Origin of the sequence: Streptomyces sp. ATCC 21386 (genome assembly GCF_018728545.1) — a bacterium.
Taxonomy (GTDB): Bacteria; Actinomycetota; Actinomycetes; order Streptomycetales; family Streptomycetaceae; genus Streptomyces.
Genome location: NZ_JAAVVL010000001.1, coordinates 8,377,035 through 8,390,725 on the forward strand (window position 1 = coordinate 8,377,035; position 13,691 = coordinate 8,390,725).

General features: G+C 71.4%; 12 protein-coding genes. 2 read left to right on the forward strand and 10 right to left on the reverse strand.

Annotated features, from left to right (window positions below; translation table 11 throughout):
* Positions 1-88: 88 nt before the first annotated feature.
* From GWK25_RS35905 to GWK25_RS35935, 7 genes are all read right to left on the reverse strand, one after another.
* Positions 89-2,107 carry a beta-galactosidase gene (locus tag GWK25_RS35905; RefSeq protein ID WP_215455669.1) on the reverse strand — a complete coding sequence of 673 codons (2,019 nt, stop codon included), beginning with the start codon at positions 2,105-2,107 and terminating at the stop codon, positions 89-91.
* Complete coding sequence (locus tag GWK25_RS35910) at positions 2,104-3,426, reverse strand: glycoside hydrolase family 36 protein (protein WP_215455670.1); 1,323 nt, start codon at positions 3,424-3,426, stop codon at positions 2,104-2,106. Before GWK25_RS35910 ends, GWK25_RS35905 begins: the two co-directional genes overlap by 4 nt.
* A gap of 28 nt (positions 3,427-3,454) precedes the next feature.
* Positions 3,455-4,366: a carbohydrate ABC transporter permease gene (locus GWK25_RS35915; RefSeq protein ID WP_215455671.1), complete on the reverse strand. Its 912-nt coding sequence runs from the start codon at positions 4,364-4,366 to the stop codon at positions 3,455-3,457.
* A complete protein-coding gene (locus GWK25_RS35920) occupies positions 4,363-5,355 on the reverse strand; it encodes a carbohydrate ABC transporter permease (protein ID WP_215455672.1) in 993 nt (330 codons plus the stop codon). Before GWK25_RS35920 ends, GWK25_RS35915 begins: the two co-directional genes overlap by 4 nt.
* Positions 5,356-5,422: 67 nt before the next feature.
* The gene (locus tag GWK25_RS35925; RefSeq protein ID WP_215455673.1) at positions 5,423-6,730 is read right to left on the reverse strand and encodes an ABC transporter substrate-binding protein; all 1,308 of its coding nucleotides are present in this window, start codon (positions 6,728-6,730) and stop codon (positions 5,423-5,425) included.
* A 265-nt stretch (positions 6,731-6,995) separates the two neighbouring features.
* Positions 6,996-8,423, reverse strand: a complete 1,428-nt coding sequence (locus GWK25_RS35930; RefSeq protein WP_215455674.1) for a HAMP domain-containing sensor histidine kinase — start codon at positions 8,421-8,423, stop codon at positions 6,996-6,998.
* Between the two features lie 72 nt (positions 8,424-8,495).
* A complete protein-coding gene (locus GWK25_RS35935; protein WP_215455675.1) occupies positions 8,496-9,194 on the reverse strand; it encodes a response regulator transcription factor in 699 nt (232 codons plus the stop codon).
* Positions 9,195-9,294: 100 nt separating this feature from the next.
* Here GWK25_RS35935 and GWK25_RS35940 point away from each other — a divergent pair, with 100 nt between their 5' ends.
* A complete protein-coding gene (locus tag GWK25_RS35940; RefSeq protein ID WP_215455676.1) occupies positions 9,295-9,858 on the forward strand; it encodes a hypothetical protein in 564 nt (187 codons plus the stop codon).
* 19 nt (positions 9,859-9,877) lie between these two features.
* Here the strand turns inward: GWK25_RS35940 and GWK25_RS35945 are convergent, their stop codons facing one another.
* Positions 9,878-10,750 (reverse strand): spermidine synthase, encoded by an 873-nt coding sequence (locus tag GWK25_RS35945; RefSeq protein WP_215455677.1) that lies wholly within the window; start codon positions 10,748-10,750, stop codon positions 9,878-9,880.
* 158 nt (positions 10,751-10,908) lie between these two features.
* Positions 10,909-11,283: a hypothetical protein gene (locus GWK25_RS35950; RefSeq protein WP_215455678.1), complete on the reverse strand. Its 375-nt coding sequence runs from the start codon at positions 11,281-11,283 to the stop codon at positions 10,909-10,911.
* 258 nt (positions 11,284-11,541) lie between these two features.
* On the opposite strand from GWK25_RS35950, the gene GWK25_RS35955 reads away from it, so the two are divergent.
* Positions 11,542-13,053 (forward strand): hypothetical protein, encoded by a 1,512-nt coding sequence (locus tag GWK25_RS35955; RefSeq protein ID WP_215455679.1) that lies wholly within the window; start codon positions 11,542-11,544, stop codon positions 13,051-13,053.
* Positions 13,054-13,066: 13 nt separating this feature from the next.
* On the opposite strand, the gene GWK25_RS35960 is transcribed toward GWK25_RS35955, so the two are convergent.
* Positions 13,067-13,663, reverse strand: coding sequence for a histidine phosphatase family protein (locus tag GWK25_RS35960; protein WP_215455680.1), 597 nt, complete (start codon positions 13,661-13,663; stop codon positions 13,067-13,069).
* Positions 13,664-13,691: the final 28 nt, after the last annotated feature.

A 13,691-nucleotide genomic window follows, 5' to 3' on the forward strand; every position in this document is an offset into this window, starting at 1 on the left:
CCCGGAAGGGGCCACGGCCCTGCGTGTCTGCGCATGCCCGGTGGAGACGGGTCGCGTGTGACGGGTCGGTGTGACGGTCGGTCCGGCGTCAGCGTGGTTCGCGTACGACCGCCACGTCCCCGGGCTCCACCCGTACCGTCGTCGAGTCGGCGTTCGTGGCGATGCCCTTGCCCGTCAGCAGTTCGGACGCGTCCGGGGCGATCGCGACCTCGGCCGCCGTCCCGCCGTGGTTGATCAGGAAGAGGTAGTCGGCGTCGGGGCCCCGGCGCACCGCCGCCTCCACACCTTCCGGGGTCGTCCGGACCGGCTCCACACCCGCCTCGGCGCGGATCCGGTCGAGCAGGGACGTCAGGGTCGTCGGGTCCGGGCTGGTGGCCAGGTACCAGGCCGTGCCCGAACCGTGGGCGTGGCGGGTGACCGCCGGGACGCCGGTCAGCGGGCCGGAGGTGTACGTCGTGATCGGCTCGGCTCCCGCCAGGGCGACCCGTTCCGACCAGAGGGAAGCCGTACCGCCGTCGCTCAGGTCCACCGACTCCCCCGGCAGCAGCGGGAAGAGCTCGTCCGTGCGGACGCCCAGGGCCTCCCGGAACGCGCCCGGGTAACCGCCCAGCCGGACATGGCAGTTCTCGTCCACCGCGCCGCTGTGGAAGCCGACCGCGAGGGTGCCCCCGGCCGCCGCGAAGGCGGTGAGGTTCGCCGCGCCCTCGTCGCCCACCAGGTACAGGCTGGGGGCCAGCACCAGCCTGTACGAGGAGAGGTCCGCGTCGGGACCGACGAAGTCCACCGCCACGCCGGCCCGCCACAGCGGCTCGTACCAGGCGCGGACCAGGTCCTGGAAGCGGAGTTCGCCGCTCGGCTGGGATGGGAGTTCCACCGCCCACCAGGCGCTCCAGTCCCAGACGATCGCGACCTCGGCGACACCCGTGCTGCCCCGCACCTCCGCCAACGACCGCAGGTCCGCGCCCAGTCGGACCACGTCCCGCCAGATCTGGCTGTCCGTGCCCGCGTGCGGCAGCATCGCCGAGTGCCACTGCTCGGCACCGGCCTTGGCGGCCCGCCACTGGAAGTACGCGATGCCGTCGGCGCCCCGGGCCACATGGGAGAGCGCGTTGCGGCGCAGCTCCCCCGCTGTCTTGGCCCGGTTGACCGGCTGCCAGTTGACCGCGCCGGTGGAGTGTTCCATCAGCAGCCACGGGCTGCCGCCCGCCAGGGAGCGCACCAGGTCGCCGCTGAGCGCGATGTCGATCTCGGACTCGGGGTCCGTCGACTGGAGGTAGTGGTCGTTGGAGACGATGTCCAACTCCGGCGCCCAGCGCCAGTAGTCGAGCTTGTCGAAGTTGAACATCACCATGAAGTTGGTGGTGGCGGGGATGGCGGGGGCCGCCTCCAGCAGCACCTCACGCTCCGCCTTGCACAGCGACAGCAGTGCGTCGCTGCAGAAGCGGCGCCAGTCCAGCTGGTGGGTCGGGTTCGGGACGGCGCCCGTCGCACGGGGCGGGATGATCTCGTCCCAGTCGTAGTACCACTGGCTCCAGAACGTCGTGCCCCAGGCGTGGTTGAGCGCCGCCAGGTCGTCGCCGTACTTCTCCCGCAGCCAGACCCGGAACGCCGCCGCGCTCGTGTCGCAGTGGCACTCGCCGTTGTGGCAGCCGTACTCGTTGTGGACGTGCCACATGACGACGGCCGGATGGTCGGCGTACCGCTCGCCCAGGACGCGGGCGATCCGCAGCGCGGCCTCCCGGTAGGCGGGGCTCGACGGGCAGAACGTCTGCCGGCTGCCGTACGAGAGGGTGCGGCCGTCCCGGTCGACGGGCAGCGCCTCCGGGTGCTTGACGAAGAACCAGGCCGGTGGGGCCGCCGTCGGGGTCGCCAGGTCGGCGGCGATGCCGTTCTCGTGGAGCAGGGCGAGGACCTTGTCGAGGCGGGTGAAGTCGTACTCGCCCTCGCGGGGCTCGATGAGCGCCCACGCGAAGATGTTGACGCTCACCATGTTCACGCCCGCCTCGCGCATGAGGCGTACGTCCTCGGCCCAGACCTCCTCGGGCCACTGCTCGGGGTTGTAGTCACCGCCGTAGGCGATGCCGGGCACCTTCAGTTCGCGCTTCATTCAGCGGCCTCCAGGCCCTTGGTCAGCAGTCGGCGGGTCGTGTCCACGCCCCAGGTGTCGAGCGACAGAAGTCGGTCACTGGACGCCATCAGGCCGCCCGTCGCCTCGACGTGGGCCGCCCAGCGCTCGCGGGTCTCCACGGCGGGGCGGGCCATCAGGCAGTCGGGGTCGTTCACCCAGAGGCGGCCGTGCTGCCACTGGCGGCCGGCGCCGGTGAACTCGGCGGGGTCCTGGCCGGGCTGGCTGTAGTCGTCCGCCTCGGGGCGCCGGTGCGGAGCCGTGTCGGGGCTGACCCGCATCGCGTCGAACAGGCCGAGGGAGGGGAGGATCGGCGCGCCGCAGCCCAGGAGGTAGGCGTCGGGGCCGATGGCGGCGCGGATCAGTTCGATCCCGGAGCGGTACGCGGTGAGCGCGTCCACATCGGCGTGGCGTACGCCGTCCAGCGCGCCCGCGTACAGGAAGTCGACCTTGAAGTAGTCGTAGCCCTCGGCGCGCAGGGTGGTGAAGACCTCGGTGAGGTACGCCGCCGCCTCGGGGTGGGTGGTGTCGAGGGCGTACAGGTCGTGGCCCCAGTTGCGGCCGGCGTGGGCGAAGCCGCCGTTGTCGTCGCGCACCAGCCACTCGGGGTGCTCGGCGGCCAGGGTGCACGCCGGGTCGACGAGGAAGGGGGCCGTCCAGATGCCCGCGCGGCGGCCCCTGGCCCGGATCGCCTCGGCGATGCCCGCGCGGGAGCGGAAGCGGCCGGAGAGGGTCAGCCAGTCGCCCAGGGCCTTCTGGTAGCCGTCGTCGATCTGGACGACGTCGATGGGCAGGTCGAGGGTGTCCATCGCACGGAGGTTCTCGTGGATGTCGTCCTCGGTGACGGAGGTGAAGTACTCGTACCAGGAGCACCAGACGGTGGGGGCCGGGCGGGGGGCCGGGAGGCCGAGGCCCGCCGCCCACTCGCCCAGCACCGCCTGGATGTCCGTGCCGGTCCACTCCTTCACCGGGCCGTCGGCGCTGATCTCGGCGATCCCGTCCCGGACCGCCAGGCGGACGGACGGGACCTCGCGCACGGGGTCGGGGGCGGCCCACAGGCGGACCGGTGAGCCGTCGCCCGGGTCGAGGGCCAGCAGGCCCTCGCCCTGGAAGGTTCCGGCGGGGGCGGTGACCCCGGGGCGGTAGCAGACGGTCGCCCAGTTGTCGTCGGTCGGACGGTACGGGGTCGCGTCGAGGGCGTAGGAGCCGCTGGGGCTCCAGGACTGCCAGCCCTCCTCGTGGACCCGTGCCGTACTGGTGTCCACGGGCAGGGAGACCACGTGGGTGAAGGGGTGGTGCACGAAAGGATCTCTCTGACGAAGTGGCCGGTCAGCCCTTGTTGGCGCCGAGGGTGAGGCCGCTGACGAACTGGCGCTGGAGTGCGAAGTACACGATCAGCGTGGGGATGGCGGTGAGCAGGGCGCCGGCGGCGACGAGGTTGGGGTCGGTGAAGTACTGGCCGGAGAGGTTGTTCAGGGCGGAGGTGATCGGCATGTTCTCGCCGGTGGAGATCAGGACCAGGGCCCAGAAGAAGTCGTTGTAGATCCAGATCGAGAGCAGCGTCGCCAGGGCGGCCATCGCGGGCTTGCACAGTGGCAGCACGATCTGCCAGTACAGCCGCCACACCGACGCCCCGTCGACCAGCGCCGCCTCGGTCAGTTCGTGCGGCAGGGAGCGCATGTAGTTGCTGAGCACGAAGGCGCAGAACCCGGACTGGAAGGCCACGTGGATGAGGACCAGGCCGAGGGCCGAGTCGTACAGTTTGCCGCTCATGGTGATGCCGGGCAGGTCGATGAGCAGGTACATGCGGTACAGCGGGGTGATGATGACCTGCTGCGGCAGGAGGTTGCCGGCGGTGAAGACCAGCAGCAGGAAGAGGTTGACGCGGAAGTCGAAGCGGCTGACGTAGAAGGCCACCATCGACGACAGGAACAGCGTGAGCAGCACCGCGGGGACGGCGATGATCAGGGTGTTCACGAAGTAGTGCGTCATCTCCGACTGGGTGAACGCGTTCGTGAAGTTGTCGAAGCTGAGGCTGTCGGGCCAGGAGACGTAGCCCTTCTCGCTGGTTTCGCCGTAGGGGCGCATGGCCGCGTACAGCGCCCACAGCAGCGGCGCGAGCCAGGCCAGGGCCATGCCGGCCAGGAACAGGTGCAGCAGGATCCGGGCGGGGCGGACGGGCGTGCGCTCCTTGCGGGCCCCGGCGGCGGGCGCGGTGGTGGTCTGGACGGTGGTGCTCATGCGCGCCGCTCCTTGCGGAAGGTCGCGATCAGGTACGGGATGATCACGGCGAGGGAGATGACCAGCAGGACGACGGCGATGGCCGAGCCGTAGCCGATACGGCTGGACTCTCCGATGATGTTGTTGGTGACCAGGATCGACAGCAGCTCCGTGCCCTCGGCGCCCTTGTTGAAGACGAAGACGAGGTCGAAGGCGCGCAGTGCCTCGATGATGGTGACGACCAGGACGACCGTGTTGGTCGGGCGCAGGGTGGGGAAGATGACGTTCTTGAACGTCTGCCACTCGTTCGCGCCGTCCAGGGCGGAGGCCTCGCGCAGCGAGGGGTCGACGCCCTTGAGGCCGGCCAGGTACAGGATCATCATGTAGCCGGTGTGGCGCCACGACGCGGCGACGAGGATGGCCCACAGGTTCAGGTCCGGGTCGCCGATCCAGTCGATGTAGTGGCCGGGCTTGTTGGCGCCGATGAGGCTGTTGATCAGGCCGGTGTCGGGGTTGTAGATCAGCTGCCAGACGAAGCCGATGACCGCCAGCGACATCACCACCGGCAGGAAGAACGCGGTCTGGTAGACGCGGCTGAAGCGGATCTGCTTGTCCAACTGCACGGCCAGGAACAGGCCCAGCGGTGTGGGGATCAGGATCAGCGCCACGAACCAGACGATGTTGTGCTCGACGGCGGGCCAGAACTGCGGGTTGTTGGTGAACAGTTCCTCGAAGTTGTGCAGCCCGACCCACTGGATGGAGTCGAAGCCGATGCCGTCCCAGGTGGTGAAGGCCAGCGCGATCGAGGCCAGGGCCGTCACCCACACCAGGGCGACATGCAGGAAGGTCGGCAGACCCGCCATCAGCCCCAGCGTGAGCCGGTCACGGCGGGTCAGGAGCCGCCGATGCCCCTGGGGCACCTTCGTGGCGGTCGTTGCGGTCTTTGCGGCAGGGCCGGAGCCCGGAGGCGGCGTGGCCGCCTCCGGGCTCTCGGTGGGGGTGGTCGTCATGTCAGGAGGTCATCCAGTCGTGAGGACGTCGGTCGTCTGGACGGTCGGTCGTGAGGACGGTCTGTCGTCAGGACGCGAAGATCGTCTTCTTCTGCCGCTCGATGGACGAGAGCAGGCTGTCGACGCCCTTGGGGTCGCGGATGAACTTCTGCAGCGCCGGCTGCATCACCGTGGAGGTGAAGTCCGGGCGGCTGTCACGGTCCATGAACTGGGTGAGGCTCTTGGCGCCCGAGATCATCTCGTACGCCTTCTTCTGCAGCGGCGTGTAGGAGGAGGTGTCGGCCTTGGTGGAGGCGGCCACCACGTTCGGGTCGGCCTTGAGGTAGATCTGCTCCGCCTCGGGGGTGCCGAGGAACTCCATGAGCTTGACGGCGCCGGACTTGTTCTTCGGGGCCTTGCTCATCATGAAGCCGTCGGTGGGGGCCTCGACGGTGTCCTGGCCGTACGCCGGGTCGATCTCCGGGAAGGCGAAGAAGTCGAGGTCGTCCAGGTCCGCCTTGTTGGTGAACTGCTGGCCCACGAACGAGCCCAGCAGGTACATGCCCGCCTTCTTCGACACCAGGGTCTGCGCGGCGTCCTGCCAGGTGCGGCCGACCGCGCCCTCCTGGTGGTACGGCAGCAGCTCGGCCCACAGGTCGAACGTCTTGCGGACCTTGGCGTCCGTCCAGGAGGCCTTGCCCGCCATCAGCTCGACGTGGAAGTCGTAGCCGTTGTTACGGAAGTTGAGCTGGTCGAAGGTGCCCATCGCCGGCCAGGCGTCCTTGTCACCGAAGGCGATCGGGACGAGCTTGTCCTTCTGCATCTGCTTGCACAGGGCGATCAGCTGGTCCCACGTGGTGGGAACCTCGTAGCCCTTCTCCTGGAAGACGCTCTTGCGGTAGAAGAGCGCCCAGGGGTAGGTGTACAGCGGCACGAAGTAGGACTTGCCGTCCTCGCCCTGGCTGAGCTTCTTCATCGCCTCGGGGAAGTTGCCCCCGATCTTGTCCCACACGTCGTCGATCGGGGTGGCGAGGCCCTTGGCCGCGAAGAACTGCATGCGGTAGCCGGCGAACCAGTGGAACACGTCGTCCGGCGTGCCCTGCAGATAGGAGTTGATCTGCTCCTGGAACGTGTTGTGGTCCTTGGTGTTCACGTCGACCGTGATCCCGGACTGCTTCTTGAAGGCCGCGTAGATCTCGGCGAACGCCTTCTTCGGCACCGCGTCCGACGCGTTGGAGCCGACGGTGACGGTCTTCGGGTCGGCAGCCGTACCGCTGCCGCCGCAGGCGCTGAGCAGGGGGACTCCAGCGCCGAGTACCGCGGCCCCGCCTATGCCGCGCAGCAGGGTGCGGCGGCTCGTGCCGGGGACGGAGAGACCGGAAGGTGTGAGGTGCATGTACGGCTCCCTGGGGACAGATGGTTCGGTCTCAATGGCCCTCGCCGGCTACTGATCGAAAACAATCAGAAACCAACTCGACCGAACACGGTGGCCGCCATAACAGCTCTATGTCATGTCATGCGTCAAGACCTCTTGTCCCCCTTTGTTGAAACGTAATCCCTGGTTGTCGAAACGTGACCGTCACACACGTGAGCCACATCACTCACGGACATGCACCCCATACCGGAACACAGTGGCCACACGGGCGATCGCACAGGCCCGATCACGACGAGACACGCGACCGCCCGGGGGTGAACAGCGCCCTGGTGTGTTTGCGCCGGCGTATGGACGCGCCCCGGTGTCCCTTGCGCCCCGCCGCCCCACCGTCCCGTGTGCCGCCCCCGGTCAGCTGGATCCAGATCCGCACCTCGGTCCCGCCCAGCACCGACGACCCGATCCGCACATCGCCGCCGGTCGACTCGGCGAGGCGGCGCACGATGTCGAGACCCAGACCGGTCGAGCCGTCGCTGCCGGAGCCCCTTCCCCGGGCCATCGCGGCCTCCGGATCGGCGATCCCCGGACCGGCGTCGGAGACCAGAACGATCACCGCGTCCTCGCCGTTGTGAACGTCGACCGCGAACGCCGTGCCCTCCGCCGTGTGCCGGAAGACATTGCCGAGCAGGGCGTCCAGGGCGGCGGCCAGGTCCGCCCGGGCCACGGGTATGCGCACCGGGCGCTCGACCCCGGCCACCCGCCACTTGCGCCCCTCGTCCTCGGCGAGCGCCGACCAGAACGCCATCCGCTCCCGGACCACCTCGGCCGCGTCGCACCCGGCACCCGGCCCCGCCGCGGCCGTCTGCGGCTTGGCCTCCCGTGCCGTGCGGATGATCGTGTCGACCTCCCGCTCCAGCTGCTCGACCGCCGCCCGTGTCTGCTCGGCGGCCGGCCCGTCGCCGAGGGAGGCCGCGTTGAGCCGGAGCACCGTCAGCGGGGTGCGCAGCCGGTGCGACAGGTCCGCCGCCAGCTCCCGCTCGTTCGCCAGCAGCTGGACCACCTGGTCCGCCATGGCGTTGAACGCCACCGCGGCCAGCCGCAGCTCCTTCGGCCCCTTCTCCGGGACCCGCGCCCCCAGCTGCCCCTCCCCCAGCTCGTGCGCGCTCTCCACCAGCCGCCGCGCGGGCCGGACCATCCGCACCCCGAGCCGGTCGGCCACCGCGACCGAGCCGACGATCAGCAGCACGCCCACCCCGGCGAGCACCGCCCACGCCGTGGCCACCCCGTTGCTCACCTCCGACTCGGGCACGTACACCTCGACGACGGCTATCTCGCCGGAGCTGAGCGCGGTGGGCTGCAGCAGCGTGGACCCGCCGGGCACCTCGGTGGTGGAGGCACGGCCCAGCTTCCGCACGGTCGCTATGTCCTCGTCGGAGGCCCGCTGCCGGCCCAGGTCGAGCGCGGCGGTCCCCGCGCCGTCCGCCGGTAGGTGCACCGCCATCCCGTCGTCCGACCCGGCCGAGGCGACGACCCGCTCCAGCTGCTCGCGGTCGGTGGTGATGGAGAGCGCCGGGGCGATCGCGGCGGCCTCCCGCTCGGCGCCCGAGAAGGCCCGGTCCCGCGCCATCTCCTTGATGACCAGCCCCAGCGGCACCGCGAAGGCCACCACGACCATCGCCGTCACCGCCAGGCACACCTTGACCAGCGCCCACCTCATGGCCGCACCACCCCGCACGTCCCGACCGGCGCCCGCCTCATGGCCGCACCACCGTCCCGACCGGCGCCCGCCTCATGGCCGCGCCCCCGGCGGCTCCAGCTTCACGCCGACGCCCCGCAGCGTGTGCAGATAGCGGGGCCGCGCCGCCGTCTCCCCCAGCTTCCGGCGCAGCCAGGACAGATGCACGTCGATGGTCTGGTCGTCGCCGTAGGACTGCTGCCACACCTCCGCCAGCAGCTCCCTGCGGGCGACGACGACACCGGGGCGGCCGGCGAGGAACGCGAGCAGGTCGAACTCGCGCCGGGTGAGGTCGAGCCGTACGCCGTCCAACTCGGCCTGGCGGCGCAGCGGGTCGATCGCGAGGCCGCCGACCCGGATCACGGTGGACGGTGGCACCTCGCCGGCCAGGGCCCGGGAGCGGCGCAGCACGGCCGACATCCGGGCCGACAGGTGCTCGACCGAGAACGGCTTGGTCAAGTAGTCGTCCGCGCCCGCGTTCAGCAGCCGGACGATCTCCGACTCGTCGTCCCGCGCGGTCGCGATGATCACGGGGACGTCCGTGATGCCGCGCAGCATCTTCAGTGCCTCCGAGCCGTCGAGGTCGGGCAGCCCGAGGTCGAGGATGACCACGTCGAAGCGGACGTGCGCGACCTCGCGCAGCGCCTCCAGTGCCGTACCGACGCTGCGCACGGTGTGGGCGGCGTCCGTCAGATGCCTGATCAGCGCCGAGCGTACGAACTGGTCGTCCTCGACCACGAGCACACTTGCCATGCGCCGCACCGTACGCCAAAGGGGCCGGGCCGGTCGGGGCCTGTGGACAACTCACGCGACCCCGGCTCGGCCACGACACCACCGGGGCTGGTGGGGCAGTATGGCCGCGATGCGCAGAGGACTCCTACACGTACTGGCCTGGCTGCTCGCCACGGGCGCGGCGGTCACGCTGACGTGGTGGGGCGTCCACACGGTGATGGCCGGCACCGCCTACGACCCGCCCCGCGCCCTGCCCATCACGGCCGCCGACACCCAGGGCCGGGGCGCGCCCTCGCCGATCACGCCGACCGCGCCCCCGGAACCGTCGCGCAGGGCCGACGAGCAACCGGGGGGCGAAGGCGACGAGCCGTCCCCGCCCCCCTCCGAACCGTCGAAGTCCGCGAAGCCCGGCCCCCGTCCGGGCACCGCAGACGCGACCGGTTCGGGCGGCCCGGCCGACCCGGGTGACGTCAGGTCCTACGACACCGAGGGCGGCCGGGTGGTGTTCTCGCTCGGCGAGGAGTACGCGACCCTCGTGTCGGCGACGCCCGGCTCCGGTTGGTCGATGCAGGTGTGGAAGACGGAGACGTGGATCCGGGTCGACTTCGCCGCCGGTGCGGACCGGGTGTCGGTGTTCTGCACCTGGCACGACAGCGCGCCGCGGGTGGACGTCCAGAACTTCTGAGGACCGTCGGGGCGGTGGCTCAGCGGAACACCGACGGCGGCGGCGCCGGTGAGCCCGTCGCCGCCGCGTCCGTCACCGGCACCGCCCCGCCCGTGAAGTCGGTGAGCGCGCGGCCGTGTTCGACGCGGCCGGGGTGCGGGTCGGAGGCGGCGCGGCGGGTCAGTTCGGCGATCGGGAGCGGTTGGTCGGAGGCGACGAGGACCGCGTTGCCGAATCGTTTGCCCCGCAGCACGGTCGGATCGGCGACCAGCGCCAGTTCGGGGAAGACGACGGCCGCGGTGGCGATCTGCGCGCGCAGATGGGCCAGCGGCGGGCCGTCGGCGAGGTTTGCGGCGTAGCAGCCGCCGGGCTTCACCACCCGCCGTACGTCCGTGAGGAACTCCGTCGACGTCAGGTGCGCCGGGGTGCGTGCCGCGCTGAACACGTCCGCGATCACCAGGTCCGCCCATCCGTCGGGCACTTTCGCGAGCCCTTCGCGTGCGTCCGTCGACCGCACCCGCACCCGCGCATTGGGGTCCAACGGCAGCTCCCGCCGGACGAGTTGCACGAGAGCCGCGTCGCGCTCGACGACCTGCTGGGTGGAGCGGGGCCGGGTGGCGGCGACGTACCGGGCGAGGGTGAAGGCGCCTCCGCCGAGGTGCACGGCGTGCACGGGCCGTCCGGCCGGGGCGACCAGGTCGATCACATGCCCGAGCCGCCGCTGGTACTCGAAGGACAGATGGGCGGGATCGTCGAGATCGACGTGCGACTGGGGCGCCCCGTCCACCAGCAACGTCCAGGCCCGGGCACGCTCCCGGTCGGGGAGCAGCTCGGCGAGCCCCCCGTCGACCTCCTCGACCACGGCGTCGGCATCCTGCCCCCGCCGCCCGCGCCCCTTCTTCGACCTGCCCATTCACCCATTATCGGCCTGGATACGGACAGCCGCGCCGCAGGGTGGGCGCACCCTTCGGGCCGCAGGCCCCTTCCAGGGGCGCGGGGAACTGCGCGATCAGCCACGGCGAACCGCAGCCGCCGGTGAACGAGACCCCCACGGCGACTGGGCGCACCATCTCACCGACAGTTGTCCGCGGCCTCGATCAACCGCGCCGCCTCACCCAGCGCCGCGCGCAGCACCGCCGGATCCGTCGCGAGGTCCACCTCACCCGGCGGCAACAACCACCCCGCCCCCTCCGGAGGGGCCAGCACGGCCCCCCGCCCGTCGCTCTGCGTGCACGTGCTCCCGGGCACGTCCCACGCGTCCGCCGTACCGGGCGGCACCAGGAACCCGAGGGTGTCGCACGTGTCGTCGTGCAGCACGGGCCCGACGGTCATGACGGGCCCCACCGCGTCGAGGGCGCCACGGCGGAGGATGTCGACCGCCTCCAGGCCCTGCCGCGCGGGCACGGTCACCAGGTCGCAATCGGAACGGGGTTCGAGGTTCTTCATCCGGGCCTCCCACGCCTACCAGCGCCCTGCCCAACGCGCCTCCCCGTCAACGGCTACGGCGGAACTGCGCCGCAAAGGATGGCAGTTCATGGCAGATCGTGGATGAGATATCCGGTTTGTAGCCAAACCTCGCGTGGGGGCCCCGATGGGGCGGGTACGTTCTTGCCCCGCCGGACACAGCGGAACCAACCGTGCACCACGCATACAAGTCCTACTGAATCCGGCATGGTTCGACGGTTCGCGAGAGAGGGCCCGGCCATGACGTCGTCATCGGTGACCTCGTCCCAGTCCCCCCGTCCACAACGACCGAATCTCGTCTTCAGGCAGCTGCGCGGGCAGCGTTCGCCGGGCGAGTTCGCCGCTGCGGTACGACGGGCCGCGCGTGAGATCGGCGAGCGGGTGAGCTGTGACGCTCGGTACGTCGGACGGGTCGAGGCGGGCGAGATCCGCTGCCCCAACTACGCGTACGAACGGGTGTTCCTGCATATGTTTCCCGGCCGAACGCTGACCGACCTGGGTTTCGCGCCCCGCGCGGAGGTACGCGGTCGGGGGGCGCGCCCCGCCGACGAGGCGCCCTCCCCTCGCAACAAGAGCCGCTCGCACTCCTCATACGGAACGGGGGGTGAGACGGAAGGTGCGTACGAGCCGTATGACACGCAAGAGATGTACGACATGCAGGACCCGCGGGGCGACACGGGCTACGTGCGCGGCCTGCGGGGCACGCAGCAGGCGTACCAGAACGACGAGGAGAGCGACGTGCAGCGTCGCGCGTTCATGACCGGAGGTACCGCCGCGATGGCGGCCGCCTCCTTCGGCCCCTTCACCCTCGGCGGCGCGGCCTCGGCCGCGACCCGGCCCGTGCACCGGGCGGGCACGGGGGAGGCGGGGGCCCTCGAAGCGGCCGTGCGCAAGATCCGGCTGCTCGACGACCGGCACGGGGCGGACGGGCTGTACCGCAGGGCCTCGGCGCCACTGCGGGCCGCGTACGCGCTGCTCGACGCGGGCACCACCCGGCAGACCACGGCCGACCGGCTCTACGCGGGGGCGGGCGAACTCGCCATCTCCGTGGGCTGGCTGGCGCATGACTCGGGGCGGTTCGACGACGCCCGCTCGCACTACGCGGAGGCGCTCGCCACGGCCCGGATGTCCGGGGACCCGGGTCTCGAGGCGCACGCGTTCTGCAACACGGCGTTCCTGGCGCGTGACGCGGGCCGCCCGCGTGAGGCGGTGCGGGCGGCGCAGGCCGCGCAGCGGGTGGCCCGCCCGCTGGGATCCCCCCGGCTGATGTCCCTGCTGGCGCTGCGGGAGGCGGGCGGCTGGGCCGGGCTCGCCGACCGCACCGGGTGCGAGCAGGCGCTGGCCCGTGCGCACGCCCTGTTCGGGCGGGGGGCCGCCGAGGCCGACCCGGAGTGGATGAGCTTCTACGGGGAGGCCGAGCTGGAGGGCCTGGAGGCGCAGTGCTGGTCCACGCTGGGCGACTGGCCCCGGGCGGCCCGGCACGCGCGCCGGGCGGCCGGTCTGCAGAACCCGCACTTCACACGCAACATCGCGCTCTACACCGCCGAGCTCGCGGACGACCTCGCGCGCGGGGGGCGTCCCGACGAGGCGGCGGCCGCCGGTATGCGGGTCCTCGACCTCCTCGACGAGGTCCAGTCCTCCCGTGTCCAGCAGATGCTGGCCGGCACGGCACGGGTGCTGCTGCCGCACCGGCGGGCGTCGGGGGTGTCGGCGTTCCTGGAGCGCCACGCGGGGGTCGCGCGCACGGCCTAGGGCCGGCCGACGATCAGCCCGCCAGGTGCCCCGTGTCGTTCCAGGACTCGATCGCCGGGTCTCCGTAGGCCCAGCCGAGGACCGACAGGGACGTCGGATTGAGGCGGACGCGGGCGGCGAAGTCGAGGTCCAGGCCGAGCCAGCGGGCGGCTATGGAGCGCAGGACGTGGCCGTGGGCGAAGACGAGCACGTCACGCTCGGCGGACCGCGCCCACGCGACCACCTCGTCCGCGCGCGCGGAGAGCTGCCGCAGGGTCTCCCCCTCGGGAACACCGTCGCGCCACATCAGCCAACCCGGCCGGAAGGCCTGGATCTCGGCGGGGGTGAGCCCCTCGTACGCCCCGTAGTCCACCTCCATGAGCGTGTCCCACTCGGTGGCGCGGTCGCCGAAGCCGGCCAGTTCGCAGGTCTCACGCGCGCGAGAGAGGGGACTCGTACGGACATCGACACCGGGCAACCCGTTCAGGGGCGCCCGGTGCAGACGCTCCCCGAGGAGCTTGGCGCCGCGCCGGCCCTCTTCGAGGAGCGGGATGTCCGTCCTGCCGGTGTGCTTGCCGAGCAGGGACCATTCCGTCTGTCCGTGCCGGGCCAGCAGGATGCGCGGTGCCATGAGCGACCTTTCCGGGGACCTTCTGCGA

What these genes read in the sequence shown, in the direction of transcription:
- GWK25_RS35905 (WP_215455669.1), bottom strand. Translation starts at nt 2,107, where the DNA reads ATGAAGCGCGAACTGAAGGTGCCCGGCATCGCCTACGGCGGTGACTAC.
- GWK25_RS35915 (WP_215455671.1), bottom strand. Translation starts at nt 4,366, where the DNA reads ATGAGCACCACCGTCCAGACCACCACCGCGCCCGCCGCCGGGGCCCGC.
- GWK25_RS35920 (WP_215455672.1), bottom strand. Translation starts at nt 5,355, where the DNA reads ATGACGACCACCCCCACCGAGAGCCCGGAGGCGGCCACGCCGCCTCCG.
- GWK25_RS35925 (WP_215455673.1), bottom strand. Translation starts at nt 6,730, where the DNA reads ATGCACCTCACACCTTCCGGTCTCTCCGTCCCCGGCACGAGCCGCCGC.
- GWK25_RS35930 (WP_215455674.1), bottom strand. Translation starts at nt 8,423, where the DNA reads ATGAGGTGGGCGCTGGTCAAGGTGTGCCTGGCGGTGACGGCGATGGTC.
- GWK25_RS35935 (WP_215455675.1), bottom strand. Translation starts at nt 9,194, where the DNA reads ATGGCAAGTGTGCTCGTGGTCGAGGACGACCAGTTCGTACGCTCGGCG.
- GWK25_RS35940 (WP_215455676.1), top strand. Translation starts at nt 9,295, where the DNA reads ATGGCCGCGATGCGCAGAGGACTCCTACACGTACTGGCCTGGCTGCTC.
- GWK25_RS35945 (WP_215455677.1), bottom strand. Translation starts at nt 10,750, where the DNA reads ATGGGCAGGTCGAAGAAGGGGCGCGGGCGGCGGGGGCAGGATGCCGAC.
- GWK25_RS35950 (WP_215455678.1), bottom strand. Translation starts at nt 11,283, where the DNA reads ATGAAGAACCTCGAACCCCGTTCCGATTGCGACCTGGTGACCGTGCCC.
- GWK25_RS35955 (WP_215455679.1), top strand. Translation starts at nt 11,542, where the DNA reads ATGACGTCGTCATCGGTGACCTCGTCCCAGTCCCCCCGTCCACAACGA.
- GWK25_RS35960 (WP_215455680.1), bottom strand. Translation starts at nt 13,663, where the DNA reads ATGGCACCGCGCATCCTGCTGGCCCGGCACGGACAGACGGAATGGTCC.